This is a genomic window from Modestobacter sp. NPDC049651 (genome assembly GCF_040659695.1).
Classification (GTDB): Bacteria; Actinomycetota; Actinomycetes; order Mycobacteriales; family Geodermatophilaceae; genus Modestobacter.
Genome location: NZ_JBFAOG010000006.1, coordinates 158,944 through 185,524 on the forward strand (window position 1 = coordinate 158,944; position 26,581 = coordinate 185,524).

The following is a 26,581-nucleotide window of genomic DNA, read 5'->3' on the forward strand; positions in this document are numbered from 1 at the left end:
GGCGCGAGTTCCGCAGAACGAAATCCGGAGGGCTCAACCGGCGCCGGATCAGTCCCGCGGCGGCGCACCCAGCCGTTCCAGCACGGCGTCCGCGCCCTCCTGGAGGGCGGGCAGGAAGGCGCGCAGCGCGTCCGGGCTGCCGATCCGGCTGCTCGGTGCGGCGATGCCGAGCCCGGCCAGGGGCTGGCCGGCGGTGTCGCGCAGGGCCACCGAGATGGCGCACACCCCGTCCGCGCTCTCCTCCCAGTTGAGCGCGTAGCCCTGGGCGCGGATGCCCTCGAGCTCGGCCCGCAGGCCGCTGGTCGAGGTCAGCGCCGCCGCGGTGGTCGCCGGCGGCAGCTCCTCGTCCGGGTACCGCCGGGCGAGCTCGGCGTCGGAGAGGCTGGCCAGGATGGCCTTGCCGACCGCCGAGGCGTGCGCCTGCCGGACGATGCCGGTCCGGTTGCCCACCCGCACCGACCGGAGGCTCTCGGCGCAGTCGACGAACCGCACGGTCGACCCCTCGAGCACCGCCAGGCTGGCGGTCTCCTGGGTCGTCTCGCGCAGCCGGTCGAGGACGGGGCGGGCCACCCGGCGGATGTCGATCCGGCTCACGGCGGCCAGGCCGATCTCGTACAGCGCCGGGCCGGGGCGGTAGGCGCCGTTGGGCCGGTCCTGCGCCACGAACCCGCGGTGGCGCAGGGAGGTGAGGAGCCGGTGGGCGGTCGAGCGGGCCACGCCCAGCAGGTCGGCCGCCTCCGCCACCCGCAGCGCCTGCCGCTCACCGACGAGTTGCAGGAGCCGCAGGGCGTTGTCCACCGACGTCGTGACCGGGGCGTCGGGAGCGGCTACGGCGTCCCGGGAGCCAGAAGCGTTCGACATGCCGGAACCCTAGGTCGACGGCTTCCCGATGGACAGAACTACCAGTGGTCGGCCGACGGGGTTCACCCCTCGAGCAGGCCGGCCTCGTGGGCGAGGATCGCGGCCTGCGTGCGGTTGCTCAGCTCGAGCTTGGTCAGCAGCCGGGAGACGTAGGTCTTCACCGTCGCCTCGCTGACGAACAGCCGGCCCGCGAGCTCGGCGTTCGACCCGCCCGTGCCGAGCAACCGCAGCACCTCCCGCTCGCGCTCGGACAGCGCCGCCACCCGGGCCAGCGCTGCCGCCCGGCGGGGTGCGGCCCGCCGGTCGACGTAGGAGTCGACCAGGGTCCTGGTCACCGCGGGGGAGAGGGTGGCCGTGCCGTCGGCGACCGCGCGCACGGCGGCGGCGATCTCCCGCGGCGGGGTGTCCTTGAGCAGGAAGCCGGCCGCGCCTGCGGCCAGGGCCGCGTACACGTACTCGTCGACGTGGAAGGTCGTGAGGACGGCGACCTGCGGCGGGTCGGGCAGCGCCAGGATCTCCCGCGTCGCGGCGAGCCCGTCCATGCCCGGCATCCGGATGTCGGTGAGGACGACGTCCGGCTGCAGCTCGCGGGCCGCCCGGACACCCGCTGCCCCGTCGCCCGCCTCGCCGACGACCTCGAACCCGCCGACCGACTCCAGCACCGTCCGCAGCCCGAAGCGCACGAGCTCCTCGTCGTCGACGAGCAGCACCCGGATCGCGCTCACGCCGGCAGCACCGCCTCGACCTCGAAGCCGCCGTCCAGCCGTGGACCGGTGGTCAGCCGGCCGCCCAGGGTGCGCACCCGCTCAGCCAACCCCACCAGGCCGTACCCGCCGCTCGGCGCGCCGTCCGCGGGGGCGGACGCCGGGCCGTTGGTCACCCGGACGACGAGCCCGGCCGGCCGGCGCTCGAGCGCGACCCGCACCCCTGCGCCCGGCGCGTGCTTGGCCGCGTTGGTGAGCCCCTCCTGCACGATCCGGTACGCGGCCCGGCCGACGGCGGGGTCGATCGGCGCTCCGCCCTCCGGCGGGCCGGTCAGCTCCACGGCCAGCCCGGCGTCCCGCGCCTCGGCGACCAGCCGGGCGAGGTCGCCCAGCCCGGGCTGCGGGCCCAGCGGCGCGGCGTCGTCGGCGTCCTCCGCGCGCAGCACGCCCACCATCTGGCGCAGCTCGTCCAGCGCCTGCCGGCCGGCCGTCTGCACCTGCCCGGCCAGCTGCTCGACGCGGTCCCGGTCCGCGGCGGCCAGCTCGATCGCGCCCGCCTGCAGCACCATCAGGCTCACCCGGTGGCCGACCGCGTCGTGCATCTCGCGGGCGATCCGGGTGCGCTCGGTCAGCACGGCGTCGCGGGCCAGCAGCTCCCGCTCGGCCTCCGCCTTCTCCGCCCGGTCGCGCAGCGCCGCCAGCAGCAGCACGCGGGTGCGCCGGTAGATGCCGAACGCGCCGGGCAGCAGCACCAGCACCGCGCCGCCGAGCCACCGGCTGAACGCCTCGCCGGCCTCGCCCCCGGCCCACGGCTGGGCGACGACCACCGTCCCGACGACCGCCGCGACCCACCGCACCGGCCACCGGCCGACGTAGCGGCCGACCGCGTAGGACAGCGGGGTCAGCGCTCCGTTGAGCGCGGGCGAGGGCACCGACAGCACGGCGACGAGCAGGAACACCGGGAACGGCGCCCGGCGGCGCAGCACCAGCAGCGACCCGCACGAGACGGCGGTGAGCACCGCGAACAGCGCGACCGGCACCGGGCCGCGGTCACCGGCCGCGCCACCGGCGCTGATCGCGCCGGCGGTGACCACCGCGATCACGGTCTCGAGGACGGCGCCGCGCGTGCTGAGGCCCGGCCAGATGCGCGCCCGGAGCTCCATGGCGGGAGCGTATTTCCCGGCGCTCCGCCTCCGCGTCGCCCGGCCGTCGCGTCCGCCGTCCACTTTCGGATGACAGCGGAGCGCCGTCCGGGGACCCGATCTCCGGCCCTGCGGCCGACGCGGCGGGCGACCGTGCCGCGACAGGGTCTTCCTCGTGACCGGACAGGCCGGTCGAGCCGCGGAGGTCCCCATGATCGCAGTGACCGGATTGACCAAGCAGTACGGCGGGCGCACCGTCGTCGACGACGTCTCCTTCACCCTGGAGCCGGGCACCGTCACCGGCTTCCTCGGGCCCAACGGCGCCGGCAAGACGACCACGATGCGGATGGTCGCGGGCCTGGTGCCGCCCACCGCCGGGACGGCGCTGGTGCACGGCCGGCCCTACCCGGCGCTGCCCAACCCCGGCGCGGTGCTGGGCACGCTGCTGGACGCCGCCGCCGTCCACCCCGGCCGCACCGGGCGCACCCACCTGCGGCTGATCGCCGACGCGCTGGGCGTGCCGGCGAGCCGGGTCGACGAGGTGCTGGAGCTGGTCGACCTGACGTCGGCCGGCGGACGGCGGATCCGCGGCTACTCGCTGGGCATGCGGCAGCGGCTGGGCATCGCCGCCGCCCTGCTGGCCGACCCGCCGGTGCTGATGTTCGACGAGCCGGCGAACGGGCTGGACCCGGAGGGCATCCGGTGGATGCGCTCGCTGCTGCGCGACCACGCCGCGCGGGGCGGCACGGTGCTGCTGTCCAGCCACCTGCTCGGCGAGGTCGAGCACACCGTCGACCGGCTGCTGGTGATCGGCGGCGGCCGGATCGTGGCCGACGGCCCGGTGGCCTCGCTGCTGGGCGCCGACGGTGTCGCCGTCGCCGCGGCCGACGTCGGCGCGCTCGCCCGGGCGCTCACCGCGGCCGGCCTCGAGGTGGCGCCGGGGAGCGACGGCGGACTGGTCGTCGCCGGCGCCACCACCGCCGAGGTCGGCGCCGTCGCCGCCGCCGGCGGGCACGTGCTCACCGACCTCCGGCCGCTCCAGCGCGGCCTGGAGGACGTCTTCTTCTCGCTCACCGCGGCCTGAGCCGCGCCGTCCCCTGGAGGTCCTGATGACTGCCGCCGTTCTCCCCGCTCCCCGTCCCGTTCCCGCCCGCCGCACGAGCGCCTCGCTGCCCGCCCAGGTCGGGCTGGAGGTGCGCAAGTCGCTGTCCACCCGGTCCGGCGTCGCGCTCGTCGCCGCCGCCGCGCTGCTCGCCCCCACCGCGATGGGGGTGGCCGTCGCCTCGGACACCGAGTACCTCGCCTCGGCCACCGGCCCGGTCGTGGTGACCGGCATGCTGTCGGCGCTGGTGCTGCTCGCGCTGGGGGTGCTGTCGACCGCGGGCGAGTGGACCCACGGCAGCGTGCAGACCACCTACCTGCTGGAGCCGCGCCGCTCCCGGGTGCTGACCGCCAAGGCGCTGGCCGTGGCGGCGCTGGGTGCGGCGGTCGCGGCCACGGCCGCGCTGCTCTCCTCCGGCGTGCTGGCCGTGCTCGAACCGGGGCTGCCGTTCGCCGGCCGGGCGGTGCTGGTGGTCGCCGTCGCCGGCGCGGTGTTCGCGCTCGTCGGCGCCGGGGTCGGGGCCGCGCTGGGCAACACCCCGGGCGCGCTGACCGGCGTCTACCTGCTCAACCTGGGCGTGCTGCCGCTGCTGCAGGTGTTCAAGCCCGCGCTGGCCGACAGCATCGACCCGGGCAACGCGGTGCTCGAGCTGGCGGAGGGCTCCGAGCAGGTCCAGTCGGTCACCGTGCTCGCGGTGTGGACGGCGGTCGCCCTGGTCGCCGGCGCCGTGATGACCCGCCGCCGCGCCGTCCAGTAGCCCGTCCGCCGGACGCCCCCTCGACCGCCGGTCGAGGGGGCGTCCGCGCGCGTGCTGGGAAGCTCGACCGCATGACCGATCCACGACTGCAGGCCCTGGTCTCCGCGGCGGGCGACGACATGATCGCGCTCATCGGCGCCGCGGGAGCGCTGGACTTCCCGGCCTTCTGCGACCAGTTCGACGTCGCCGCGGCGAAGCCCGGCGCCCACCTGCCGATCACCACCTGGCTGCTCGCGAAGCTCGGCGCCCAGTACGTGCAGGACCGGGCGTCGCGCGAGTTCCTGACCCTGGAGGAGATGCTCCCGGTGCTGCGCTCCTACATCGAGGAGTGGACGCAGCAGCTCTGACCGCTGCCGGGCTGCCACCATCGCGGGCGTGGCCGAGCACGCCGTCGTCGTCGGGTCCGGCACGCTGCGGTCGGCAGCGGCGGACGCCGTGCAGTTCCCGCACCGCTGGACGCCGGGCGGCGTGACCGTCGAGGCCACGTTCACCGGCGCCCACCTGCTGCACCTGGCCGCGGCGGGCTGCGTGCTCAACGACGTCCACCGGGAGGCCGGGCGGCTCGGGATCGCGGTGGACGGCGTGCGGGTGACCGCCGCGGGCGGGTTCGATCCGGGCACCTGGGCGTCGACCGGCATCGAGTACGCCGTGGACGTCGACAGCCCGGCGTCCGCCGCGCAGGTCGCGGACCTGCTGGCCGCGGTGGACGCCGTCGCCGAGATCCCGCGGGCGCTGCGTGCGGGGACGAGCGTGACGCGCGCGGGCGGTCAGCCCCAGCCGCCGCCGGAGCGCAGGACGCCGGCCGAGTAGACGTGCCGCGCCCGTGCCGCCGCGAGGTGCTCGACCGCGGCGCGCAGCGCCCACTCCGCGCCGCCGGCCGCGGCGAGCAGACGCTCGGGCACGTCGGCAGCCACTCCCTTGAGGTCGCTGGTCCGATCGGGGCCGAGCAGGCCGGCGACGCCGCCGAGCACGGTGACCGAGGCATCCGCGGGGGACAGCACGACGTCGTCGGCGGGGGAGGGGTCCAGCGCCAGGTCGCGCTCCAGCCGGGCGGGGTCGACGACGGTGTACCGGGCGCGGCCGAGCAGGTCGCGCTGCCGGTGCCAGCGGCCCGTCGTCAGCAGCGCGTCGACCACCTGCGGCAGGCCGACGCGGCGCTCGTCGAGCCAGGAGTCCAGCGGCCGCTCACCCTCGGCCTGCATCGCCAGCAGCAGCCGGTCGACGGCGGCGAAACCGGTGGGGCGGTCGTCGAGCTCGATGCTGTCGTCGGTGACCCGCAACCGGTCGGCCAGGGCGAGGTCGACGACCAGGCCGCAGCGGACGGCCGCCGCGGCGAGCGCCTGCTGGGTGAGGCGGCCGCGGCGGTCGAGGGAGAGGGCGGCCAGCCGGGCGGCCACGCTGGTGTCGGCGTCCACGTCCGACAGCTTCGCGCAGCCGGCACCGGGCGTCGTCCGGCGGCCCGTCAGCCGGTGATCGTGCCGCCCTGGAAGCGCTGCGACGTGCGCCCTGAACCGGCCGGCACCGGGTCGGAGACGGGGTAGCCGTAGCCGCCGTTCTCCCAGCCCTGCGCCCGGTACGTCGTCCGGACGCCGCCGGTCACGGGGTGGGCACCGGTCGCAGGCGACCAGAGGACGGTGCCGCCCTGGAACTCCTGCGAGCACCCGCCGTCGCGCTTGCCGCAGGCCTCGTTGGTGACCGGGTAACCGAGCGTCCGCGGGTCGTACGCGCGCCCGATCGCACCCAGCACGACGTGCGTTCCGGTGGAAGAGGACCAGGCGACGATGCCGTCCTGGAACGTCTGGCGGCAGCCCGAGTCAGGGCCGGAGCAGGACTTCTCAGCCACCGGGTAGCCGAGGCGGCCGTTCTCCCACCCGCGCTGCCGGTACTCATCCCGGATCAGGAAGTAGACGGCGTGGGCGCCTGCGACGGGCGACCACAGCAGGGTGCCGCCCTGGAACTCCTGGGAGCAGCCGCCGTCGCGCTTGCCGCACGCCTCGTCGGTGACCGGGTACCCCAGATCGCCGGTCTCGGCGCCCAGGGCGCGGTACCGGTCACGCAACGCACCCAGGACGCTGTGCGCACCGGTACCGGGCGACCACAGCAGGGTGCCGCCCTGGAGCTCCTGGACACACCCACCGTCCCGCCCCCCGCACTGCTCGTTCCCCAGCGGGTAGCCCAGGCGGCCGTTCTCCCATCCCTGGGCGGCGTACGCGCTGCGCAGCGCGCCGTAGACGGTGGTCGCACCGGTCGCGCCGGACCACAGCTCGGTGCCGCCCTGGAACTCCTGCGAGCAGCCACCGTTGCGCTTGCCGCAACCCTCGCTGCGGACCGGGTAGCCGAGGCGACCGTCCTGCTCGCCCTGACGTTCGTACTCGCCGGCGAACGCGTACCGGACGGCCTTGGCGCCGGTCAGCGGCGACCAGTAGATGGCGCCGGAGGCGAAGTCCTGCAGACACCCGTCCCCCTCGAGGCTGCAGCGCTCGTCGGCCAGCGGCCGGCCCATCCCGGTCAGCCGACCCCAGGCGGTCCACTCGTCCCAGAGGGCGTACCGCACCTCCCGGGCGGACAGGCCGTCGCCGCCGAAGATGCTGCCGTGCTCGAAGTCCTGCTCGAAGCCGCCGGCGACGGCTCGCTCGGGGCCTGTCGCCGCCCCGAGAGCCCCATCGACCCCGCCGCGCTGCCAGCGGCTGGTCACCTCGGTGCTGCTGAGGTGGTGGGCGCCGGAGCGGCTCGACCAGGTGATGACGGTCCTCGGGAAGTCCGACCCGAACTGCTGAGCGCAGACGCCGCTCCGACCGCAGAGCTGGTCGCCGAAGGGGTAGCCCACCCACGACCCGACGCCGCCCTGGGCGGTCCACACGTCGCGGATGGCGCCGTCGAGGACGGCCCACGCGCTGCTGTAGTCCGGTACGTAGTACAGGGCCCCGTGCTCGAACTCCTGCGTGCAGCCGCCCCTGGGCAAGGTGCACGTGGCGTCGTCCACCGGATAGCCGAGTTGGGCGTCCAGCGGGGCGACCCAGCGGAGCCCGAACGACTTGCTGCCGTCCAACCGGTCGTCGACGGGGTGGACGCCGTGGGTCGCCGTCCAGGTCTCGTACCCGTTCTGGAAGTGCTGCCGACACCGGCTTCCGACCGCACACACGGGAGAGTCCTCGACCGGGTACGCCAGGGATCCGTCCAGGCCGCCCCGCCGTGACCAGTCGTCGGCAAGCACACCGTCGAGGACGTGGTGCGCGCCTGTGCTGCTCGACCAGTAGTAGGTGCCGTGGGTGAACCGCTGGCTGCACCCGCCGTACCTGAGGCCGCAGGTCTCCGCCGACGTGGCCGCGCCCAGCGGGCCGCTCGCGCCGCCGGTGGCCTGCCACGCGGTCTGGATCGGGCTCGGGTCGGCGGCCGACGCCCTCGGCATGCCGAGGGCGAGGCACAGCAGGACGGCGGCGAGCAGCACCCAGGGGCGCAGACGGGGGACGGGCACTCGAGACTCCCGGGAGGTGGTGGTGGACCGACGACGAGGTGACCAGCTCAGCGGCGGAGGGTGCCGCCCTGGAAGAGCTGGACCGCGGGCCCGGAGGCCGTGGTCGGACCGTCGCTGGTCGGGTAGCCGAGCCGGCCGTTCTCCCAGCCCTGCGCCCGGTACTGGTCACGGAACGACCCGGTCACGGAGTGCGCGCCGGCGGCCGGGGACCACAGCAGCGTGCCGCCCTCGAACTCCTGGCTGCACCCGCCGTCGCGCTTGCCGCAGGCCTCGTCGCTGATCGGGTAGCCCAGCGCGCCGTTCTCCCAGCCGCTGCGCTGGTAGGCGTTCCGCAGCGCGCCCCGCACCTCGTGGCCGCCGCCGGCCGGGGACCACAGGATGGTGCCGCCCTGGAACTCCTGGGCGCAACCGCCGCCCCGCTTGCCGCAGCCCTCGTTCGCGACCGGGTAGCCGAGCACCCCGTTCTCCCAACCGAGGAGCTGGTACTCGCTGCGCAGAGCTCCCCGCACCACGAGCGTGCCGCCCGTCTCGTGCGCGCTCGCGAGGGTCGCCAACTTCGGGAGCCACATCATCGTGCCGCCCTGGAAGTCCTGGCTGCAGCCGCCGTCGCGCTTGCCGCAGCCGGCTTCAGCGGCCGGGTAGCCGAGGATGCCGTTCTCCCACCCGAGGTGGTTGTAGGCGACCACGTTCCAGCCCTGTACCGAGTGCGCGCCGGTGGCGGCGGACCAGAACATCGTCGCGCCCTCGAACGGCTGGGCGCAGCCGCCGTCGCGCTTGCCGCACCCCTCGTCGCCCAGCGGGTAGCCCAGCGGGCCGGTCTCCGACCCCAACGCGCGGTACTGGTCGCGCAGTGCACCGCGCACCGAGACCGGCTGGTCCAGGCCCTTGCGCTGGGGCCAGAGGATCGTGCCGCCCTGGAAGTCCTGGGCGCAGCCGTCGTACTCCATGCCGCAGACCTGGTTGGTCACCGGGTAGCGCAGTGGACCGTTCTCCCAGCCGAGCGAGCGGTACAGGGTGCGGATCGGCTCGAGCAGCGTGCGAGCGCCGGTGGTGGGGCTCCACAGTTCGGTGCCGTGCTGGAACTCCTGCGCGCAGCCGCCATCGCGCTTGCCGCACGCCTCGTCGGTCGTCGGGTAGCCCAGCGTGCCGTTCGGCCCGCCCTGGCGGTTGAACTCGCCGGCCAGCGCGAACCGCACCGCATGGACGCCCGTCGCGTAGTGCCAGTACACCCCGCCGTTCGCGTAGAGCTCCCAGCAGTGGTCAGTGGCGTAGTCACACGATGACTGGTCTACCAGCTCGCCCATGGGGCCGGACGCACCGCCGCTGGCCACCCACCACTCCCGGACGGGGTTGGGTGGAGCGGCCGAGGCCGCCGGCAGGCCGATCCCGAGGCACAGCAGCAGGGCGGCGAGCAGCACCGAGGGCTGCAGCCGGGGCTTGAACACTCAGATCTCCAGAACGGTCGATGGGCGGGGACGGCGCGGCTCAGCCGCGGAGCGTGCCGCCCTGGAAGGTCTGCACCCAGCCCCGTGGCGGGTCGACCCGCGGGCTGTTGACCGGATAGCCGAGCCGGCCGTTCTCCCAGCCCTGACTGCGGTACTGGTCGCGGAACGACCCGGTCACGTAGGCCGCGCCGGTGGCCGGCGACCACAGCAGCGTGCCGCCCTGGAACTCCTGCGAACACCCGCCGTCGCGCTTGCCGCAGGCCTCGTCGCTGATCGGGTAGCCCAGCACGCCGTTCTCCCACCCGGTCAGCCGGTAGGTGTTCCGCAGCGCACCGAGCACCGAGTGGGCGCCTGCGGTCGGCGACCACAGCAGGGTCCCGCCCTGGAACTCCTGCGAGCAGCCGCCGTTGCGCTTGCCGCAGGCCTCGTCCGCGATCGGGTACCCGAGTCGACCGTTCTCCCAGCCGAGGGACCGGTATTGCCCGCGCAGTGCTCCGCGCACCTCGTGGGCGCCGCTGGTGGGCGACCAGAGCAGGGTGCCGCCCTGGAACTCCTGCGAGCAGCCGCCGTTGCGCTTGCCGCAGGCCTCGTCCGTCACCGGCAGTCCCATGACGCCGTTCATCGTGTTGAGGGCGTAGTACTCGCCGAACAGTGCACCTCGGACGGAGTGCGCTCCGGTCGATGAGCTCCAGTAGCCGACTCCGCGCTGGAACCACTGCGAGCACGTGGTCAGCTGCTCATCGCACTGCTCGCTGCCGGTGGGGTAGCCGAGCGGACCGTTCTCCCAGCCCAGGGCGCGGTAGTGCTCGCGCAGTGCGCCGAAGACCGACAGGGCGCCGGCCGACGGTGACCAGAGCGTCGTACCGCCCTGGAACTCCTGCGAGCAGCCGCCATCGCGCTTGCCGCAGCCCTCGTCGGCGACCGGGTAGCCGAGCCGGCCCCCCTCCTCGCCCTGCGCGTAGTACTCCTCCCACAGGGCGAACCGCACGCCGTGAGCCCCCGTGGCCGGCGACCAGTAGCCGGTGCCGTTCTGGAAGTCGCGGTAGCAGCCGCCGCCGACGAGGCCGCAGTACTCGTCGTCGTCGGCGTCGCCCATGGGCCCGGCGGCGCCGCCGCCGAGAGCCCACCAGGTGGTGACCGGGCCGTCGTCAGCGGCCGAGGCCGGGGAGATCCCGGTGCCGAGGGTCAGCGCGAGCGCTGCGACCAGCAGCACCCACAACCGGTGGGCGGGGCGACGACGCACGGACGGCTCCAGGGGTCAGGACGACCGGTCCCGGACGTCGCGTGGCACGGCGTCCGGGGGACAGGCGCAGCGCCTCGTCGTCCCGGAGCGCTCTGGAAGGTAGGCGACCGCAACGGCTGTGACCACCCTTTGTGATCGCCTTGTTACTGACGGCACTCGGCCGTCCACGCCGGCGTCAGGCCGTGATCGAGCCGCCCTGGAACCGCTGCGCACTGCGCCCGTTGCCGGCGCCCGTCGGCTCGGCGACGGGGTAGCCGTAGCCGCTGTTCTCCCAGCCCCGGGCCGCGTACGCGCTCCGGACGGCACCGGTCACCAGGTGCGCACCCGAGGACGGCGACCAGAGCACCGTCCCGCCCTGGAACTCCTGCGAGCACCCGCCGTCCCGCTTGCCGCAGGCCTCATCGCTGATCGGGTAGCCCAGGACGCCGTTCTCCCAGCCCTGCGCCTGGTACTCCGCGCGGATGGCGCCGAGCACGCTGTGCGCCCCGCCGGCCGGCGACCACAGCTCGGTGCCGCCCTGGAACTCCTGCGAGCAGCCGCCGCTGCGCTTGCCGCACGCCTCGTTCGTCACCGGGTAGCCGAGCCGACCGTTCTCCCAGCCCTGCGCCCGGTAGGCCGACCGCAGCGCGCCGCGCACCGCCAGGGCGCCGGAGGCCGGCGACCACAGCTCGGTGCCGCCCTGGAACTCCTGCGAGCAGCCGCCGCTGCGCTTGCCGCAGCCCTCCTCGGCGACCGGGTAGCCGAGCCCGCCGTTCTGCTCTGCGATGCCCCGGTAGCCCTGGGCCAGCGCGAAGCGCACCGCCCGCGCGCCGGTGGCCGGCGACCAGTAGAGGGCGCCGTCCTGGAAGCGCTGCAGGCAGCCGCCGCCGACGAGCCCGCACGACTCGGCCGCGATCGGCAGGCCCATCCCGGCGGCCCGGCCCCACGACAGCCACTCGTCCGACAGTGCGTACTGGACCTTGACCACGTAGGGGTACAGGTCGCCGTAGTCGACGAGGCTGCCGCGCTGGAAGTCCACCTCGTGCCACGCGCCGACCGCGTAGCTGTCGCTGATCGGGTCGCCGAGGCCGCCGGCGACGTTGCCCTCGTACGACCACCACTGGCCGGCGGCTCCGCCGGTCAGGTGGTGCAGGCCGCGGACCGGGGAGCTGGTGAGCACGTCGCCGGAGGCGAACTGCTGCGCGCAGAGACCCGGGGTGCAGCTCGGGTCGGTGACCGGGTAGCCGACTGCTCCGCCGGGCCCGCCGAGAGCCGCGTACCCGGTGGCCAGCACACCCGACAGCACGTAGTGCGCCCCGGTGGACTCGCGCCAGTAGTAGGTGCCGTGCTCGAAGCCCTGGGTGCACCCGCCCTGCGGCAGGCCGCACGTCTCCGCGGACGTCGCCGCGCCGAGCGGTCCCGCCGCGCCACCGGTGGCGGCGTAGGCGGCCTGGATCGTGCTGGGGGTGTCGGCCCGGGCGGGTGCGGGGGTGGCGGAGACGCCCACCAGCGCCACGAGGGCGGTGACGAACAGCAGCCACAGGCGCAGCCGGGGGCGGGTCAGGTGCGGCACGCACGACTCCAGGAGGTCGGGACCGCCGGCGGGGAACCGGTCGGCGCAGGACCCCGGGAGCGGGGCAGGCCTGCGACCTGGCCAGCAGCGGCGTCGGTCCTCCCGGATCGAGGAGAAGGTAGGGCACTGCAACGGTCCCGACCAGCACCTCGGCGGATCGGCGCGCTGGAGTCCGGCGCTCCATACCCCCCAGGGGTATTGTGACGGGCGAGCGACGAGGAGGAGTCATGGACCACACGACGACCCACGGCCACGCGACGCACGCGATGCCCGCCACCTGGGCGATGGCCGCGCAGGCCACGCTGCACTGCCTCACCGGCTGCGCGATCGGCGAGGTCCTGGGCATGGTCATCGGCACGGCGGCCGGGCTGCACAACGCCGCCACCGTGGTGCTGTCGATCGCGCTGGCCTTCGTCTTCGGCTACGCGCTGACCATGCGCGGCGTGCTGCGCTCCGGCGTCCCGTTCGCCGCCGCGCTCAAGGTCGCGCTCGCCGCGGACACCGTCTCGATCGCGGTGATGGAGCTGGTCGACAACACGGTGGTCGTCGCCGTCCCGGGGGCGATGGACGCGGGCCTGGGCAGCGCGCTGTTCTGGCTCGCGCTGGCCGGGTCGCTGGCGATCGCGTTCGTCGTCACCACGCCGGTGAACCGCTGGATGATCAGCCGCGGCAAGGGCCACGCCGTCGTCCACGGGCACCACTGAGGTGGAGTGTGGCGGCGCAGGGAACCTGCGCCGCCACACTCCACCAGGTCAGCGCTGGGCGAGGTAGGCCGCGGCGGTCTGCCGCAGCCGGGCGTGCACGCCGTCGAAGGCGGCCCCGCCGGGCAGGTACCGCTTGGCCAGCTTCGCGACCATCGTGTAGTTCGTGTCGACGACGTTCCCGGCCGGCGCCAGGCCCGCCTGGCTGACCAGCTGGTAGGCGTCGAGCACGTCCCAGCCGGCGAGCTCCGCCGCCCAGGTGACCAGGTCGTGCTGGCTCACCCGGTAGGCGTCCTCCAGCGGCTTCACCGAGCCGGTCGACATCAGGAACTCGTCGCTCTCCAGCCGCGGCCAGGCCGGCGCTGCGCCCTTCACCAGGTCGACGACGACCACCGTGCGCATCGCCGCCTCGACGGCGGTGCCGCACACCTCGCCCTCGCCCTGCCGCAGGTGCCCGTCGCCGATCGACAGCAGCGCGCCCGGCACGTTCACCGGGAAGTACGCGGTGACGCCGGCCCGCAGCTCCGGGGTGTCCATGTTCCCGCCGTGCGCGCCGGGCGTGATGCTGGCGAACACCTCGCCCCCGGCCGGCGCGACGCCGACGGTGCCGTGCATCGGGTCCAGCGGCAGCTCGACCTCCGGCCCCCCGCGGCGCGGCCGGAACAGGCAGGTGCCCCGCGCGCGGTCGACCTCGTACCGCCACACCAGCTCGTCGAGCGCCGGGTGCAGCATCGCCGTCGAGTGGGTGGTGGTCAGCGCCCCGAAGTGCGGGAACGTCGAGGAGATCGCCCAGTCGCGGGCCGGCGCGATGTCCACGACGTGCACCGCGAGGGTGTCGCCGGGCTCGGCACCCTCGACGAACACCGGCCCGGTCACCGGGTTGAGCGAGGGGAAGTCGCACACCTGGCTCGGCAGGTCGTCGACGCTGCGCACCTTGCCGCCGTAGCAGTCCTCGGTCGTGAGCTCCACGACAGTGCCCGGCCGCACCCGCAGCAGCGGCTCACCGCCGCCGAAGGAGTACCGGTACTGGTCGGGCGTGGGGTCGAGGGAGACGACCTCGAGGGCGGCGGTCACGCGGCCGGCTCCTCGGCGAGCACCGGCTTGCGGCCGGTCCGCACCAGGAACAGCAGGATGACGACGCCGACGGCCAGCCACACGAAGCCGGTCCACTGGGCGGCGACCTTGGCGTGGATCAGCACGTAGGCCAGGATCGCGAAGCCGATGACCGGCACGACCAGGTGCCGCCACCAGTCGCGGCTCTTCTGCCGCACCACGAAGTGCACGACGACCGCGATGTGCAGCAGCAGGAAGGCGAACAGCGCGCCGAAGTTGACCAGCGTCGACAGCAGGCTGATGCCGTCGTCCCGGCTGTTCATGTACAGGCCCAGCACCAGGCTGACCGCGGCCACCACCAGCGTGGCGTTCTCCGGGACCCGGCGGACGTGGTGCACCTTGGCGAGGAACGAGGGCAGCTGGCGGTCGCGGGCCATGGCGAACAGCAGCCGGGACGTCGCGGCCTGCGCGGCCAGCGAGTTGGCGAAGCCCCAGGCGATGGCGGTGGCCACCGCGGTGAGCACGTTGAGCCAGTGCCCGCCGGCGACCTCGGCGGCGTCGTAGAACGCCGTCCCGGCCGCGTCACCGTTCTTGATCAGGCCCTCGGGGTCGGGCACCAGCAGCCCGGCGATCCAGGTCTGCAGGATGAACAGCGAGCCGGCCAGCGCCAGCGCGGCGATCATCGCCTTGCCGATCGAGCGGGCCGAGTCGCGGTTCTCCTCGGCGAGGGTGGAGATGCCGTCGAAGCCCAGGAAGCTCAGCACCGCGATCGAGACCGCGCCGAACACCAGGCCGAGGGAGAAGGTGTCGCCGTTGTAGACCGGCGTCCAGCCACCGGCGCCGTTGCCCTTGCTCTGGGTCAGCGCGTAGATGCCGATGACCAGGAAGATCGCCAGCACGATGAGCTCGGCGACCAGCATCAGCTTGTTGATCTTCGCGGTGAACTCGATGCCGAACCAGTTCACGGTCGTGTTCAGCACGACGAAGACGACCAGCCACACCCACACCGGGATCGACGTGACGATGGAGTGCATCGCGACGCCGGCGATCAGGTAGAGCAGGCCGGGCACCAGCACGTAGTCCAGCAGGATCATCCAGCCGGCGAGGAAGCCGACCGGCTGGGCGATGCCGCGGCCGGCGTAGGTGTAGACCGACCCGGCCATCGGGAAGGCCCGCGACATCTGCGCGTAGGACGACGCGGTGAACGCCATCGCGGCCATGCCGATGGCGTAGGCGAGCGCGATCATCCCGCCGGAGCCGGAGAAGACGCTGCCGAAGATGCCGAACGGGGCGATCGGCACCATGAAGACCAGCCCGTAGACGAGCAGGTCGGTGAAGCTCAGCGAGCGCTTGAGCTCCTGGCGTAGCCGAACGCCTCGACGCCGGGGGTGCCCTCACCGGCGGTGGCGGACGGGCCCGCGGTCGTGCGGGTCTGGTGCTCGCTCATGACGACTCCTCTCGGTCCGGGACCGTCCGGAGGCGAGGAGAGTAGGCGCACATTGTTTCCAGATGGAAACACCTGTTCCACCTGGTGGTCAGGCGGCGGTGACCTCGGTGAAGGTCAGGCCGTCCGCGCGGCCCAGCCGCGGCGCCGGTGAGGCCAGGTGGACGCCGGTGGGGGAGGGCCCCGACGCCGCCAACCGGACGCCGTCGTACACGCCGCGCGCGTAGGCGCAGAGCACCGGAGCGGTGGCACCCGAGCGGCTGGCGTGCCGCTCCTGCAGGTCCAGCTGCCGGTCGTCGCGGGAGCCGGCGGCCGCGGCGAACGACGGCATGGTCGCGTACAGCTCGCCGGTGGTGTCCCCGCCGAGGGCGTACAGCCCGTTCTCCTCCAGCGCCCCGGACAGCCGGACGACGCGGCGGTCCAGGCCCGCGCGGGCGAACTCCCGGTGGAACAGCGCCAGGTCGCGGCCGACCAGGCTGAGCAGCACGGCGTCGGCCCGGCTGCGCACCACGAGGTCCAGCAGCGGGCCCGGGTCGCCGGGACCGAAGGGCACCAGCGCCTCGCCGACGACCGTGGCGCCCAGCCCGGTCAGCACCGAGCGGGCCGCCCGGTGCACCGCCCGCGGCCAGACGTAGTCGGTGCCCAGCAGCACCCAGCGCCGGGCGGACCGGTGGGTGACCAGCCAGGCCAGCGCCGGCGCGTGCTGCGCCCGCGGGCCGGGCCCCAGCCGGCGCACGCCCGGCAGGCTGCGGCCGCCCTCGTGCGGCGGGGTGAACACGTAGGTGCCCCGGCCCTGCCAGACCCGCTCGACCGCGCGGTGCACGTCGCTGGTGTGCAGGCCGACCAGCCCGGTGAGCACCCCGGCCGACTGCAGCGCCGCCACCTCCGCGGCCACCACCGACGGCGCCCGGCCGGAGTCGACGGCCACCAGGTCGACCCGGCGGTCGGTCGTGGCCGAGCACTCCTCGGCGGCCAGCTCCGCCAGGTCCAGCACCGACGGCGCGGTCAGCGCGAGCGGCCCGGACAGCGGCAGCGCCAACCCGATCCGGACGGCGTCCGGGTCGGGACCGGAGACCAGGAGGTCCCAGGGGTCCAGCAGGCTGGGGCGGGTGGGCACCCCAGAAGTATGGTCAGCGCCATGACCGGGGGGAGAGTGGCCGCTCCGGCCGGCGCCGACCTGGTGGAGCTGCTCACCGCGACCTCGCGCCGGGTGAGCCGGGCGGTGGCCGCCGCGCTGGCCGAGGACGGCGCCACCCTGGACGGGTACCGGGTGCTCCGCTGCCTGGTCGCTTCGCCCGGCCGGACGATGGGCCAGCTGGTCGCGGCGCTGCACCTGCCCGGGCCCACGGCCACCCGGGTGGTCGACGGGCTGGTCGACGCGGCGCTGGTCTACCGGCTGCCCGACCCGGACGACGGCCGGCGGGTCGTCGTGCACCCCTCGGCGCTCGGCCGCACCCGGCTGGCCCGCTGGGAGTCGCTGGTCGCCGCGCAGGAGGCCGCGTTCGCCGGGCAGATCGGCGCCGACCGGGTGGCGGCGCTGCGCTCGGCGCTGGCCGAGCTCGGCGGCTGACCGGTCCCCGGGGAGCTCAGCCCAGCCACTGGGTGAGCCGGCGTTCCCCGCCGTCCACCACCAGCTCCGCCCGGGCGCCGTTGACCAGCGCCAGCTGCGGCGGCACGTGCCCGAGGTCGACGTCGAGCACGACCGGCACACCGAGGTCGCCGAGCACCCGGGCCACCGCGTCGTCCTGGTCCAGGTGCGGCGAGCCGGGCGCGGCGGTGCGGCCCACCAGCACGGCGGTGGCCGCGTCGAACCAGCCGGCCAGCCGCAGCCGCCAGAGGTCGCGGGCGGCGTCGTAGGCCGCGTGCTCGGCGACGTCCAGGTACACGATCAGCCCCTCGGGCGCCTCGGCCGCGGCGAAGGCGGGCACGTCGCCCCACGGCGTGCCGGCCAGCGTGGAGACGGTGTCCAGGCAACCGCCGAGCAGCCGGCCCGACGCGTGCACGGGGCCCGGGCGCAACGTCCGCCAGCTGCCGCGGGCCCGGTACCGGCGGCGGGTGGCGCGGGGGCGGCGCACCCAGCTCGGGCCGTGCCCGCGCAGGTGCCGCGTGGTGGCGCCCTGCTCGACCGGTCCACCCGGTGGCGCGGTGACCACGTCCAGCCACGACCGCAGCGGCGCGGGCACCCGGTACGGGGTGTCCAGCAGCATCTCCGCGTGCACGGTGGCGGTGCCGGTGCGCAGGGTCAGCGGCAGCAGCAGGGTGGAGAGGTCGGAGAAGCCGACCAGCCAGGTGGGGTCGGCGGCGGTGAGCGCGGCGACGTCCAGGTGCGGCAGCAGCTCGACGGCCAGCTCCCCGCCCCACGGCGCCACGACCGCGCGGACGGCCGGGTCGGTCAGCAGCGCGGACAGCTCGGCCGCACGGTCGGCTGCGGGGGCGCTGACCACGCCGTCCCCCTCGCCCAGGCAGTCGCCGAGGACGACGTCGAAGCCCGCGTCGCGGAGCCGGCGGACGGCGAACTCCAGCCGCGGGCGCAGCCGGTCGGGCAGCCCGGACGACGGCGCGGTGACCCCGAGCCTGTCGCCGGGCACCAGCGGGGCCGGGAAGCGGAGCGTCATCCCCGCATGGTGTCAGCCGCGCTCCTGCTCCACCTGCGCCTCCAGCAGCCGCAGCGCGCCGGCTCCGTCCGCGCCCTCCTGCCGCAGCCCGGTGGCCATCTGCTCGCTCTTCGCCTCGCCGGCGGGGAACGGCGGCAGCAGCGGGACGTCGGGGTCGACGACGGCCTGCAGCACCACCGGCCGGTCCGCGGCCAGCGCCTCGTCCCAGGCGGTGCCGACGTCGGCGGGGGAGTCGACCCGGATGCCGCGCAACCCGAGCAGGTCGGCGTACTGCGCGTAGGGGAAGGGCGGCAGCCGCTGGCTGTCGCGGAACCGGGGGTCGCCTTCCATCTCCCGCTGCTCCCAGCTCACCTCGGCGAGGTCGCCGTTGTCCAGCACCAGGACGACGAAGCGCGGGTCGGCCCAGCTCCGCCAGCGGTCGGCGACGGTGACCAGCTCGGCGATGCCGTTCATCTGCATCGCGCCGTCGCCGGCCAGGGCGACCAGCGGGCGGTCCGGCGCGGCGAGCTTCGCGGCCAGGCCGTACGGGAGCGCCGAGCCCATCGACGCCAGCGTCGAGGAGAGGTGCGCGGGCACGCCCTCGGGCAGCGTGAGGTGCCGGGCGTACCAGTAGACGACCGAGCCGACGTCCACGCTGAGCTGCGCGTCCGCCGGCAGCCGGGCGCTGAGCTCGCGCACCACCAGCTCGGGGTTGAGCGGCCGCGCGGGCAGCGCGGCCCGCTCCCCGGCGAGGGCGTCCCGGCGCTCCGCCTGCGCGGCCACCTCGTCCCGCCAGCCGTCGTCCGCCCGGCCCTCGAGCAGCGGCAGCAGGGCGGCGAGGGTCTCGGCGGCGTCGCCGGGCAGGCCGACCTCGACCGGGTACCGGTTGCCCAGGACGGCGGAGTCCAGGTCGACCTGCACCGCCCGCGCCTGGCCGGGTGCCGGGTAGAACTCGGTCCACGGGTCGTTGCTGCCGACGATCAGCAGGGTGTCGCACTGGTCCATCAGCCAGCCGGCGGCACTGGTGCCGAGGTGTCCCATGACGCCGACGCTGCTGGCCAGCCGCTCGTCGACGTACGGCTTGCCGAGCAGGCTGGTGGTCACCCCGGCGCCGAGCCGGTCGGCGACCGCCTGCACCTCCGCGCGGGCCGCGCGGGCGCCCTGGCCGACGAGCAGCGCGACCTTCCGCCCGGCGTTGAGCACCGCGGCGGCCTCCTGCAGGTCGGCGTCGTGCGGGCGCACCCGGGGCCGGCGCCACTCGACCGCGGTGGGCACCACGCCGTGCTCGTGCGGCGGTGCGCCGGGGGCCGGCTGCTCCTGGACGTCGTGCGGCAGCACCACCGCGCACGGCTGCCGGGTGGCCAGCGCGGTGCGGAACGCCTGGTCGACCACCAGCGGGGCGTGCTCGGCGGAGAGCACGATCTGCACGTAGCCGGTGGCGTTGCCGAACAGGGTCTGCAGGTCGAGGCCCTGCTGGTAGCCGGTGCCCAGCGCGGTGGTCTGCTGCTGGCCGACGATCGCCACCACCGGGACGTGGTCGAGCTTCGCGTCGTACAGGCCGTTGAGCAGGTGCACCGCGCCCGGGCCCTGGGTGGACAGGACGACGCCGACGCCGCCGGTGTACTTGGCGTGGCCGACCGCCATCAGCGCGGCGTTCTCCTCGTGCCGCGCCTGCACGAACTCGATCGCACCGCCGGCCCGCCGCAGCGCGCCGAGCAGGGTGTTGACGCCGTCGCCGGAGTGGCCGAACAGCCGGTGCACGCCCCATGCGCGCAGCCGTTCCACCACCAGGTCGGCGACCAGCTGCCCGTCGTCCTGCTCGCCCATCGCCGTCCTCCCCGGCCGGCCGCGGTGACCGGTCCGGCCGCCCCCTACCCGGCCGCCCGCCGGACAACCGGAACAGGTTGTTCACCGGGATGCGTCACGCACGACACATCCACGGTTGACCATCTGTGGCGTGGGTAACACCCAGCGCGTGAGCGACTACGCCGTAGGGTTCGCCCGGCCGGACCGTCGATGGGGCCCGCCGGAGGAGCAAGCTGCCTCGTGGCACGCCGTGGAGGCCGTCCGGCCCGCCGACGAGCTGGACGGCGAGGTCGAGCTGGCCGTGTGCGGCGCGATCGTGCAGGTGTGGGGCACCCAGCGCTGGGACAAGGTGGGCGCCGGCCGGGCCGGCTGCCCCGAGTGCCGGCAGAAGACCGGCGCCAGCCGGGCCACTCCCGCCTCGCAGAGCTGACCCGCCCGCTCAGGGCGGGAGCACGGCCGCCACTGCGCGCGCCGCGCCCGTGCACTCCGTCTGGGGGCCGACGGGCTCGTAGTCCAGCCGCAGGGGCCGGTCCACCCGCACCCGCCCGGTGTCGACCTCGGTCACCGTCACCTGCACCGCCGCGGGCCGGAGCACGGTGCCGATGTGCAGCGACCGCACGCCCGGACCGCTCACCGGGCCGTCGAGGAAACCGCACTCGTCGCCCGGCGGGCAGCCGACGGTGACCTGCAGCCGGTCCCGGTCCGGCCAGCTGCCCACGAGCTGGGTGGAGATGTCGGCCGCCGGGGTGGCGGCCTCGCAGAGCCCGTGCCCGCAGGCGCCCAGCACGAGGGCCGCGCCCAGCGCGGGCCCGGCCGGCCACGCCCGACCCCGGGGATGACTCGGGTGACCGGCCATCGCGACGCTCCTGCCGCCGACCTGGACGAGGGGGACCGACCGTGCGCCCGCCGCCCGGGCGCCGGGGCGACGGCGCGCCCGGCGGCGGCGCTGCACAGGGTGTGACCACAGGCGGTGCGGTCCCGTGCACCCGGGGTGGGCGGGTGGTCAGCACGCGGTGCCGGCGGGCGCTCCGGAGCAGGAGTCGATGGGCCCACCCAGGTCGGTGCCCTGGCTGGTGCCCGGGGTGCCGACGTCGCCGATGGCCGGCTGCGCGCCACCGGTGACCAGCAGCACCACGGCGGTGACCGCGGCGGCGACGACGACGAGCGCGACCGCCAGCGCCCACTGGGCGCGGTGGGTCAGGGAGAACGGGAGGTGCGGGTGCAGCGCGGACATGACGGTCTCCTTCCGGGCCGCCGGGCGGCCCGCGGGCTGGTGCCGTCGCCCGGTGGGCGGCGCCGTTCCAGGCTCCGCAGCCGGCGGGCCGCGCGGTATCCGCATCCGGGCGTATTCCGCAGCCGAGGACACCGGCCTACCGTCGGCACAGCGTGAGACCGCGCGCACCCCCGGCCCCGGGGGAGGGGCGATGACGAGCAGCGACCTGCGCAGCGGTGACCTCGACCTGATGGCCGCGGTGGTCGAGGACGCTTACGCCGACGACCCCGCCGACGCCCTGCCGTGGGCCCTGCTGGAGGGCCTCGCGCGGCTCGTGCCCTGCGACGTCGAGGTCAACTACCAGCACCACGACCTGCGGGCCTGCGGGACCCCGTGCATCCAGTCGGTCGAGCCCGGCGACGTGCGGCTGCCCGCCGAGGCGATCGCCCCGGACCCCGCCGACCCGTTCTGGCGGAACTGGTGGGCGTCGCCGTGCTCCTGGCCGCAGCGCAGCGGGGACCTGCGCCGGGTCGTGCACACCGGCGACTTCTTCCCGACCGAGCGGCAGCGGCTGGCCGACCCCATGCGGGAGGTGCTGCCCGACATCGCGGCGGCGATGATCGTCTCCCTGCCGGCGCCCCCGGGTGAGGCCCGCCGGGTGGTGTTCTTCCGGGGCACCTCGCCCGGCTTCACCGAGCGCGACCGGCAGGTGGTCACGCTGCTGCGCCCGCACCTGCAGGAGATCTGGCTGGACGCCGAGCGCCGCCGGGCCGCCGTCCCCCGGCTGAGCCCCCGGGAGTGGGAGCTGCTCGCGCTGGCCGCGGCGGGGCGCTCCAACGCCGACATCGCCGCCCAGCTGTTCATCTCGGTGGGCACGGTGCGCAAGCACATGGAGCACATCCGCGAGCGCGTCGGCGTGCACAGCATCGCGGCCGCCGCGGCGGTGGCGATGCCGCACGCGCCGGCGCACTTGCGGGCTAGATCGACTGCGGCGGTTCGGGCGCCTTCTTCTCCCGACGGCGACCGGTGATCGCCGACAGCCCGGTGATCTCCCGGCCGACGATGAGCGCCTGCACGTGGTCGGTGCCCTCGAAGGTGTAGATCGCCTCGATGTCGCCGTGGTGCCGGGCGATGTGGTGCTCCAGCAGGATGCCGTCGCCACCGAACAGGTCGCGGGCGTCGGCGACGATCTGCCGGGCCTTCTTGGCGTTGTTCATCTTGGCCATCGACGCCATCGCGGCGGTCATCCGGCCCTCGTCGGCCAGCTTGGCCAGCCGCCAGCTCAGCAGCTGCATGCTCGTGACCTCGGCGAGCATCCGGGCGAGCTTCTCCTGCACCAGCTGGTAGCCGGCGATCGGCTGGCCGAACTGCTCGCGCTGCAACGTGTGCCGGAGCGCCAGCTCGTAGGCGGCCTCGGCGATGCCCAGCGCCCGCCAGGCCACGGTGTACCGGGTGCGGTCCAGCACCTGGGCGACGTCCTTGAACGAGCGGCAGTTCGCCAGCCGGTTCTCCGCCGGCACCCGCACGCCGTCCAGGGTGATCTCGGCCTGCCACACCGCGCGCAGCGCGGTCTTGCCGGTCATCCGGGTGGCGGTCCAGTTGGCCGACCCCTTGGGGACGACGAAGCCGCCGACGTCGCCGTTCTCGTCGCGGGCCCAGATGATCACCAGGTCGGCGATGGTGCCGTTGCCGATCCACTTCTTCGCGCCGTGCAGCACGTACTCGTCGCCGTCGCGGACCGCCCGGGTCTCCAGCGCCACGGCGTCCGAACCGTGCTGGGGTTCGGTGAGCCCGAAGGCGCCGATGGTCTCCAGCCGGGCCATCGCCGGCAGCCAGCGCTCCTTCTGCTCGTCGCTGCCGAGCATCGCGATCGACTGCATGGCCAGGAAGCTGTGCACGCCGTAGAAGGTGCCCATGCTGCCGTCGGCGCGAGCCCACTCCGCGGCGACCAGGCCCGCGGCGACCGCGCTCATACCCGGCGAGCCGTAGCCCTGGATGGTGCCGCCCATGATGCCCAGCCCGGCCAGCTTGGGCAGCAGCTCGAACGGGAACTCGGCGCGCTCCCAGTAGTCGCCGATGACCGGCGTTACCTCGCGGGCGCAGAAGTCGCGGACCCGGTCGCGGACCTCGATCTCGTCGGCGGTCAGCAGGTCCTCGAGGACGTAGAAGTCCGGCGGCGTGGGGGTGGCGTCGTTGCTCACCTCACGGAAGTTACCCGCGGGTCCGCTCCAGCACGCCCCGGAGGTAGGCGGCCTGGCCGGCGTGCTGCAGGTCGTCGGTGACGACGCTGACCAGCCGGACGCCGAGGGTCACCGGCGGGTCCCAGCGCTCGTCGACGACCCGGTCGAGGTCGTCGGCGCCGACGGTCTGCAGGAACTCGGCGGTCCGGCGGTGGACGTCGGCGTGGTAGTCGACCAGCAGCTGCGGATCGGTGACCTGCACCTGGCCGACCTGCTCGGCGCTGAAGCCGTAGCCGAGCGCGGTGGGCTCGAAGGGGAGCGCGAACCGGTCGGCCCAGCCGGCGTCGGTGTAGGCCTGCGGGTGGCCGGCGACCTCGGCGACGTGGTCGTCCTGCACCCGGGTGAGGTGCCAGGTGAGCCAGGCGATCGTGTTGGCCTCGGGGTCGACCCGCTCGGTCAGCAGCGCGGGGTCGATGCCGTCGAGCACGCCGCGCACGGCCTGCTCGATGTTGTCGAAGGCGGTCAGCAGCAGCTCGCGCGATTCCATGAGCGGCGGCTACCCCTCGAGCGCCCCGGTCCAACCGGCGCCGTGCCGCTACAGCTGGATGGCCCCGGTGACCAGCAGCGCGACGACGCCCAGCACCAGGACGACGAGCAGCACCAGCAGCACCATCGGGACGACGACCCAGCGGCGCTTGAACCGGTACCGGCGCTGCTTGGCCGCGGCCCGCCGTTCGCGCCGCGTCATCGGCGGCTGGTGCCGGCGCTCGTTGACCTCCCGGACCACGGTGCCCAGCGCGGCCCGCGACGACGATGCCAGGGCGACCAGTTCGCCGAAGTCGATGCGCACGACGTCCCCACCCCGGAGCGCCCGGATGGCGCGCCGGGTGATCGGCGCGGGTGCCTCGGAGCCCGGCTGCTGGGCGGCCTGCTGCTGGGCGGTGTGCTGTGGGTCGGCGTCCTCGGTGGTCTGCCCTCCGGCCACGACGGTCAGCTCCCGGCGGACCTCGGCCGCCGACATGCGGGTGGCGGGGTCCTTGCGGAGCAGACCGTCGAGCACCGGGGTGAGCGGCCCGGCGGCGGTCGGGCGCGCGGGCTCCTCCTCGATCACGGCGAGCAGGATGGCCATCGGCTCGTCCCCGCCGAACGGGGTGCGCCCCTCGACGGCCGCGTAGAGCGTCGCGCCCAGCGACCACAGGTCGACCGCCGGGGTGGCCGGCTCGCCGTGCGCGCGCTCGGGAGCCATGTAGGACGGTGACCCGAGGACCGCGCCCTGCGCGGTCAGCGTGGAGTCCTCGGTCGTGGTGGCGATGCCGAAGTCGGTCAGGCAGGCGTCACCGTCATCGGTGATCAGGACGTTGGCCGGCTTCACGTCGCGGTGGACGATCCCGGCGGCGTGCGCGACCTCGAGGGCGGAGAGGACGTCGAGCCCGATGCGGGCGGCCTGCGCAGGGGCGACCGGGCCGTCCTCCTCGAGGATGCGCTGCAGGCTGCGGGACCGCACGTGCTCCATCACCAGCCAGGGCCGGCCGTCCTCCTCGACGATGTCGTGGATGGCGGCGACGTGCGGGTGCTCCAGCTGGGCGGCGGCGCGGGCCTCGCGCAGCGTGCGCTCGCGGAGCACGGCGCGCTCGGCGTCGGTGACGTGCAGCGGGTAGGAGATCTCCTTGAGGGCGACCTCGCGGTGCAGCACGCGGTCGTGGGCCAGCCAGACCACGCCCATGCCACCGCGCCCCAGTTCGTCGACGAGGTCGTACCGTCCGCCGACGACCCGGTTCCCCGCCGGGGGCTCGGTCGTCATGATCGCGTCAGTAGGCACCGGCCGGCGTCGGCAAACGCCGTCCGGCTCCCGGGGTGGGGTGCTGGGGAGGCACCGGCTCAGCGGTCCTGGCCCGCGGCGGAGGTGATCGGCCCGTCGGCGTGGACGGCGTCCTCGGGCAGCAGGCTGCTGAGCATGCGGGCGGTGAACTCGACCACCGGCAGGTGGCGGGTCAGGCTCAGCGGCTGGGCGCGGGAGGAGACACCGCAGACGGTGCCGAACAGCGTGCCGGCCCGGGTGACCAACGGGACCCCGAAGTACGCGGCGACCCGTTGGTCGGCGCCCACCATGACGTCGCGGTAGGCGGGGACCGCGGCGGCCACGGTGGCCACCCGGGGCGCTTCGCCGGTGACCATCTTGCGGCAGAAGCTCCGGTCCCAGGGCACCGCGGTGCCGGGCGGGATGTCGGTCGCGGGGTGCGCGTGCAGGATCACCTGCTGGTCGCCGACCACCTGGGTGAGCATCCAGACGTCGAGCCCGACCGTGCGGTGCAGGAAGGTCAGCGCGCTGCGGCCGGCGGTCGCCCAGTCCGGGAACGGAGCGAGGTCCTCCACGGCGAGTGCGGCCATGGCGCCGTCCTATGCCCGATCCGGGTAGGGGTCAATGCCTTGGACGCCCCTGTACCCGAACTGTGCCGTCCGGTGGGACGGGCGTGACGGACGGTGCTCCTGGGGCGCTCCCGGTGCGCGGCCTAGAGTGCGGCGGTGGCCAACTGGGAGCCGGTCCCGCCGACGTGGGTGCCGCTGAGCTCGTTCCCCGAGATCCGTGACGCGATGAAGGGGAAGGTGCCCGCCGACGCCTGGGGGCGGGTGCTCCCCGACGAGGCGCGGGGCGGGTTCCCGGCGTTCGTCGCGGAGGCCTTCTGGATCACCACCCCGGTCTTCCACGTGCTGCGGGTGGACGGCTTCACCCTCGACGTCGGGGGCCCGGACGACACCGGCACGCCCACGGTGGTCGGGCACGACCGGATCCGGTTCGACACGGTGACCGGCTACGACCGGGAGGCGGGCACCCTCACGCTCGCGGACGACCGGACGGTCGGCGTCCCGGTGGCCCTGGTCGACTCGCACCTGCTCGGTGAGGGCCGCGCGCGCGGCTGGTGACCCGGTCACCGCGGCGCGAAGCGGGTGACCCGCTCGGGCTCGGCGGTGAAGGGGTTGGCCCACTCCGACGCGGTGCCGGTGATCGGCTGGGCGTCGGTGACGACGACGAACGGGGTGCCCGGGTAGACCGCGAGCACCCGGCAGGTCGCCGTCGAGGTCTCGGTGTGCTCGAGCACCTCGCCGCGGCGCAGCGTGCGGGTGGTGCGCTCGCCGCGGACCTCCTCGCCGACCGCCGCTGTCCACTCCCAGCCGTCCTGGCGGAAGGCGATCGACTGCACCCGCTCGGCGGGCGGCGCGGGTTCGCAGCCGGCGAACTCCGCCAGCGCCTCGTACAGCCGCTCGGCCTGCTCGTCGTCGGCGGCGCGGGGGAGGAAGAAGGCGGCCATG

The 26,581-nt window shown here is 75.0% G+C and carries 29 protein-coding genes; 9 read left to right on the forward strand and 20 right to left on the reverse strand.

Going from position 1 to position 26,581, the window contains the following annotated elements; translation table 11 throughout:
• Nucleotides 1–48: 48 nt before the first annotated feature.
• The 3 genes from AB0J00_RS11220 to AB0J00_RS11230 form a co-directional block, all read right to left on the reverse strand.
• The gene (locus AB0J00_RS11220; RefSeq protein ID WP_357744072.1) at nucleotides 49–861 is read right to left on the reverse strand and encodes an IclR family transcriptional regulator; all 813 of its coding nucleotides are present in this window, start codon (nucleotides 859–861) and stop codon (nucleotides 49–51) included.
• A gap of 62 nt (nucleotides 862–923) precedes the next feature.
• Nucleotides 924–1,586 carry a response regulator transcription factor gene (locus AB0J00_RS11225; RefSeq protein WP_357744074.1) on the reverse strand — a complete coding sequence of 221 codons (663 nt, stop codon included), beginning with the start codon at nucleotides 1,584–1,586 and terminating at the stop codon, nucleotides 924–926.
• A complete protein-coding gene (locus AB0J00_RS11230) occupies nucleotides 1,583–2,728 on the reverse strand; it encodes a histidine kinase (RefSeq protein ID WP_357744076.1) in 1,146 nt (381 codons plus the stop codon). The genes AB0J00_RS11225 and AB0J00_RS11230 overlap by 4 nt, the downstream gene beginning before the upstream one ends.
• Before the next feature lie 190 nt (nucleotides 2,729–2,918).
• Here AB0J00_RS11230 and AB0J00_RS11235 point away from each other — a divergent pair, with 190 nt between their 5' ends.
• The 4 genes from AB0J00_RS11235 (at nucleotide 2,919) to AB0J00_RS11250 (ending at nucleotide 5,376) form a co-directional block, all read left to right on the forward strand.
• Complete coding sequence (locus AB0J00_RS11235) at nucleotides 2,919–3,791, forward strand: ATP-binding cassette domain-containing protein (RefSeq protein WP_357744078.1); 873 nt, start codon at nucleotides 2,919–2,921, stop codon at nucleotides 3,789–3,791.
• Nucleotides 3,792–3,816: 25 nt separating this feature from the next.
• Complete coding sequence (locus AB0J00_RS11240; protein WP_357744080.1) at nucleotides 3,817–4,566, forward strand: hypothetical protein; 750 nt, start codon at nucleotides 3,817–3,819, stop codon at nucleotides 4,564–4,566.
• Between the two features lie 71 nt (nucleotides 4,567–4,637).
• The gene (locus AB0J00_RS11245) at nucleotides 4,638–4,913 is read left to right on the forward strand and encodes a hypothetical protein (RefSeq protein WP_357744082.1); all 276 of its coding nucleotides are present in this window, start codon (nucleotides 4,638–4,640) and stop codon (nucleotides 4,911–4,913) included.
• Between the two features lie 28 nt (nucleotides 4,914–4,941).
• The gene (locus tag AB0J00_RS11250) at nucleotides 4,942–5,376 is read left to right on the forward strand and encodes an OsmC family protein (RefSeq protein ID WP_357744084.1); all 435 of its coding nucleotides are present in this window, start codon (nucleotides 4,942–4,944) and stop codon (nucleotides 5,374–5,376) included.
• Here the strand turns inward: AB0J00_RS11250 and AB0J00_RS11255 are convergent.
• From AB0J00_RS11255 to AB0J00_RS11275, 5 genes are all read right to left on the reverse strand, one after another.
• Nucleotides 5,334–5,981 carry a hypothetical protein gene (locus AB0J00_RS11255; protein ID WP_357744086.1) on the reverse strand — a complete coding sequence of 216 codons (648 nt, stop codon included), beginning with the start codon at nucleotides 5,979–5,981 and terminating at the stop codon, nucleotides 5,334–5,336. The genes AB0J00_RS11250 and AB0J00_RS11255 overlap by 43 nt on opposite strands.
• A gap of 47 nt (nucleotides 5,982–6,028) precedes the next feature.
• Nucleotides 6,029–8,041 carry a hypothetical protein gene (locus AB0J00_RS11260; protein WP_357744088.1) on the reverse strand — a complete coding sequence of 671 codons (2,013 nt, stop codon included), beginning with the start codon at nucleotides 8,039–8,041 and terminating at the stop codon, nucleotides 6,029–6,031.
• A gap of 47 nt (nucleotides 8,042–8,088) precedes the next feature.
• Nucleotides 8,089–9,486, reverse strand: coding sequence for a hypothetical protein (locus AB0J00_RS11265; protein ID WP_357744090.1), 1,398 nt, complete (start codon nucleotides 9,484–9,486; stop codon nucleotides 8,089–8,091).
• Nucleotides 9,487–9,526: 40 nt separating this feature from the next.
• Nucleotides 9,527–10,729, reverse strand: coding sequence for a hypothetical protein (locus AB0J00_RS11270; RefSeq protein WP_357744091.1), 1,203 nt, complete (start codon nucleotides 10,727–10,729; stop codon nucleotides 9,527–9,529).
• Between the two features lie 175 nt (nucleotides 10,730–10,904).
• A complete protein-coding gene (locus AB0J00_RS11275; protein WP_357744093.1) occupies nucleotides 10,905–12,281 on the reverse strand; it encodes a hypothetical protein in 1,377 nt (458 codons plus the stop codon).
• Nucleotides 12,282–12,508: 227 nt separating this feature from the next.
• Here AB0J00_RS11275 and AB0J00_RS11280 point away from each other — a divergent pair, with 227 nt between their 5' ends.
• Nucleotides 12,509–12,985, forward strand: coding sequence for a DUF4396 domain-containing protein (locus AB0J00_RS11280; protein ID WP_357744095.1), 477 nt, complete (start codon nucleotides 12,509–12,511; stop codon nucleotides 12,983–12,985).
• A 48-nt stretch (nucleotides 12,986–13,033) separates the two neighbouring features.
• Here the strand turns inward: AB0J00_RS11280 and AB0J00_RS11285 are convergent, their stop codons facing one another.
• The 3 genes from AB0J00_RS11285 to AB0J00_RS11295 all read right to left on the reverse strand — a co-directional run bounded on the left by AB0J00_RS11285 (nucleotide 13,034) and on the right by AB0J00_RS11295 (nucleotide 16,596).
• Nucleotides 13,034–14,056: an acetamidase/formamidase family protein gene (locus AB0J00_RS11285; protein ID WP_357744096.1), complete on the reverse strand. Its 1,023-nt coding sequence runs from the start codon at nucleotides 14,054–14,056 to the stop codon at nucleotides 13,034–13,036.
• Complete coding sequence (locus AB0J00_RS11290) at nucleotides 14,053–15,339, reverse strand: APC family permease (RefSeq protein ID WP_357744097.1); 1,287 nt, start codon at nucleotides 15,337–15,339, stop codon at nucleotides 14,053–14,055. Before AB0J00_RS11290 ends, AB0J00_RS11285 begins: the two co-directional genes overlap by 4 nt.
• Before the next feature lie 231 nt (nucleotides 15,340–15,570).
• Nucleotides 15,571–16,596, reverse strand: coding sequence for an ABC transporter substrate-binding protein (locus tag AB0J00_RS11295; protein WP_357744098.1), 1,026 nt, complete (start codon nucleotides 16,594–16,596; stop codon nucleotides 15,571–15,573).
• A 21-nt stretch (nucleotides 16,597–16,617) separates the two neighbouring features.
• On the opposite strand from AB0J00_RS11295, the gene AB0J00_RS11300 reads away from it, so the two are divergent.
• A complete protein-coding gene (locus AB0J00_RS11300; RefSeq protein ID WP_357744100.1) occupies nucleotides 16,618–17,049 on the forward strand; it encodes a MarR family transcriptional regulator in 432 nt (143 codons plus the stop codon).
• Nucleotides 17,050–17,065: 16 nt separating this feature from the next.
• Here the strand turns inward: AB0J00_RS11300 and AB0J00_RS11305 are convergent, their stop codons facing one another.
• Together AB0J00_RS11305 and AB0J00_RS11310 are read right to left on the reverse strand one after the other, a co-directional pair.
• On the reverse strand, nucleotides 17,066–18,094 hold the full coding sequence (locus AB0J00_RS11305; protein WP_357744102.1) for a S66 peptidase family protein: 1,029 nt from the start codon (nucleotides 18,092–18,094) through the stop codon (nucleotides 17,066–17,068).
• A gap of 12 nt (nucleotides 18,095–18,106) precedes the next feature.
• Nucleotides 18,107–19,900 carry a thiamine pyrophosphate-requiring protein gene (locus AB0J00_RS11310; protein WP_357744104.1) on the reverse strand — a complete coding sequence of 598 codons (1,794 nt, stop codon included), beginning with the start codon at nucleotides 19,898–19,900 and terminating at the stop codon, nucleotides 18,107–18,109.
• 130 nt (nucleotides 19,901–20,030) lie between these two features.
• On the opposite strand from AB0J00_RS11310, the gene AB0J00_RS11315 reads away from it, so the two are divergent.
• Nucleotides 20,031–20,309, forward strand: a complete 279-nt coding sequence (locus AB0J00_RS11315; protein ID WP_357744105.1) for a hypothetical protein — start codon at nucleotides 20,031–20,033, stop codon at nucleotides 20,307–20,309.
• Nucleotides 20,310–20,318: 9 nt separating this feature from the next.
• Here the strand turns inward: AB0J00_RS11315 and AB0J00_RS11320 are convergent, their stop codons facing one another.
• Complete coding sequence (locus AB0J00_RS11320) at nucleotides 20,319–20,735, reverse strand: hypothetical protein (protein WP_357744107.1); 417 nt, start codon at nucleotides 20,733–20,735, stop codon at nucleotides 20,319–20,321.
• A gap of 147 nt (nucleotides 20,736–20,882) precedes the next feature.
• The gene (locus AB0J00_RS11325) at nucleotides 20,883–21,113 is read right to left on the reverse strand and encodes a hypothetical protein (protein ID WP_357744109.1); all 231 of its coding nucleotides are present in this window, start codon (nucleotides 21,111–21,113) and stop codon (nucleotides 20,883–20,885) included.
• Between the two features lie 190 nt (nucleotides 21,114–21,303).
• Here AB0J00_RS11325 and AB0J00_RS11330 point away from each other — a divergent pair, with 190 nt between their 5' ends.
• Nucleotides 21,304–22,122 carry a helix-turn-helix transcriptional regulator gene (locus AB0J00_RS11330; protein ID WP_357744111.1) on the forward strand — a complete coding sequence of 273 codons (819 nt, stop codon included), beginning with the start codon at nucleotides 21,304–21,306 and terminating at the stop codon, nucleotides 22,120–22,122.
• Here AB0J00_RS11330 and AB0J00_RS11335 read toward each other — a convergent pair.
• The 4 genes from AB0J00_RS11335 to AB0J00_RS11350 all read right to left on the reverse strand — a co-directional run bounded on the left by AB0J00_RS11335 (nucleotide 22,070) and on the right by AB0J00_RS11350 (nucleotide 25,660).
• Complete coding sequence (locus AB0J00_RS11335; RefSeq protein WP_357744113.1) at nucleotides 22,070–23,293, reverse strand: acyl-CoA dehydrogenase family protein; 1,224 nt, start codon at nucleotides 23,291–23,293, stop codon at nucleotides 22,070–22,072. The genes AB0J00_RS11330 and AB0J00_RS11335 overlap by 53 nt on opposite strands.
• Nucleotides 23,294–23,303: 10 nt before the next feature.
• Entirely contained in the window at nucleotides 23,304–23,819 is a 516-nt protein-coding gene (locus AB0J00_RS11340; protein WP_357744115.1) for a DinB family protein, read from the reverse strand.
• Nucleotides 23,820–23,867: 48 nt separating this feature from the next.
• Nucleotides 23,868–25,073, reverse strand: a complete 1,206-nt coding sequence (locus AB0J00_RS11345) for a serine/threonine-protein kinase (protein WP_357744117.1) — start codon at nucleotides 25,071–25,073, stop codon at nucleotides 23,868–23,870.
• Nucleotides 25,074–25,150: 77 nt separating this feature from the next.
• Nucleotides 25,151–25,660, reverse strand: coding sequence for a histidine kinase (locus AB0J00_RS11350; RefSeq protein WP_357744119.1), 510 nt, complete (start codon nucleotides 25,658–25,660; stop codon nucleotides 25,151–25,153).
• A 135-nt stretch (nucleotides 25,661–25,795) separates the two neighbouring features.
• Here AB0J00_RS11350 and AB0J00_RS11355 point away from each other — a divergent pair, with 135 nt between their 5' ends.
• On the forward strand, nucleotides 25,796–26,194 hold the full coding sequence (locus tag AB0J00_RS11355; protein ID WP_357744121.1) for a hypothetical protein: 399 nt from the start codon (nucleotides 25,796–25,798) through the stop codon (nucleotides 26,192–26,194).
• A gap of 5 nt (nucleotides 26,195–26,199) precedes the next feature.
• Here the strand turns inward: AB0J00_RS11355 and AB0J00_RS11360 are convergent, their stop codons facing one another.
• On the reverse strand, nucleotides 26,200–26,580 hold the full coding sequence (locus AB0J00_RS11360; RefSeq protein WP_357744123.1) for a hypothetical protein: 381 nt from the start codon (nucleotides 26,578–26,580) through the stop codon (nucleotides 26,200–26,202).
• Nucleotide 26,581: the final 1 nt, after the last annotated feature.

Coding starts and splice junctions, on each gene's coding strand:
- AB0J00_RS11300 (WP_357744100.1), top strand. CDS start 16,618: ATGACCGGGGGGAGAGTGGCCGCTCCGGCCGGCGCCGACCTGGTGGAG.
- AB0J00_RS11330 (WP_357744111.1), top strand. CDS start 21,304: ATGACGAGCAGCGACCTGCGCAGCGGTGACCTCGACCTGATGGCCGCG.
- AB0J00_RS11280 (WP_357744095.1), top strand. CDS start 12,509: ATGGACCACACGACGACCCACGGCCACGCGACGCACGCGATGCCCGCC.
- AB0J00_RS11310 (WP_357744104.1), bottom strand. CDS start 19,900: ATGGGCGAGCAGGACGACGGGCAGCTGGTCGCCGACCTGGTGGTGGAA.
- AB0J00_RS11240 (WP_357744080.1), top strand. CDS start 3,817: ATGACTGCCGCCGTTCTCCCCGCTCCCCGTCCCGTTCCCGCCCGCCGC.
- AB0J00_RS11290 (WP_357744097.1), bottom strand. CDS start 15,339: ATGGTGCCGATCGCCCCGTTCGGCATCTTCGGCAGCGTCTTCTCCGGC.
- AB0J00_RS11305 (WP_357744102.1), bottom strand. CDS start 18,094: ATGACGCTCCGCTTCCCGGCCCCGCTGGTGCCCGGCGACAGGCTCGGG.
- AB0J00_RS11235 (WP_357744078.1), top strand. CDS start 2,919: ATGATCGCAGTGACCGGATTGACCAAGCAGTACGGCGGGCGCACCGTC.
- AB0J00_RS11325 (WP_357744109.1), bottom strand. CDS start 21,113: ATGTCCGCGCTGCACCCGCACCTCCCGTTCTCCCTGACCCACCGCGCC.
- AB0J00_RS11340 (WP_357744115.1), bottom strand. CDS start 23,819: ATGGAATCGCGCGAGCTGCTGCTGACCGCCTTCGACAACATCGAGCAG.
- AB0J00_RS11320 (WP_357744107.1), bottom strand. CDS start 20,735: ATGGCCGGTCACCCGAGTCATCCCCGGGGTCGGGCGTGGCCGGCCGGG.
- AB0J00_RS11220 (WP_357744072.1), bottom strand. CDS start 861: ATGTCGAACGCTTCTGGCTCCCGGGACGCCGTAGCCGCTCCCGACGCC.
- AB0J00_RS11230 (WP_357744076.1), bottom strand. CDS start 2,728: ATGGAGCTCCGGGCGCGCATCTGGCCGGGCCTCAGCACGCGCGGCGCC.
- AB0J00_RS11345 (WP_357744117.1), bottom strand. CDS start 25,073: ATGACGACCGAGCCCCCGGCGGGGAACCGGGTCGTCGGCGGACGGTAC.
- AB0J00_RS11360 (WP_357744123.1), bottom strand. CDS start 26,580: ATGGCCGCCTTCTTCCTCCCCCGCGCCGCCGACGACGAGCAGGCCGAG.
- AB0J00_RS11245 (WP_357744082.1), top strand. CDS start 4,638: ATGACCGATCCACGACTGCAGGCCCTGGTCTCCGCGGCGGGCGACGAC.
- AB0J00_RS11350 (WP_357744119.1), bottom strand. CDS start 25,660: ATGGCCGCACTCGCCGTGGAGGACCTCGCTCCGTTCCCGGACTGGGCG.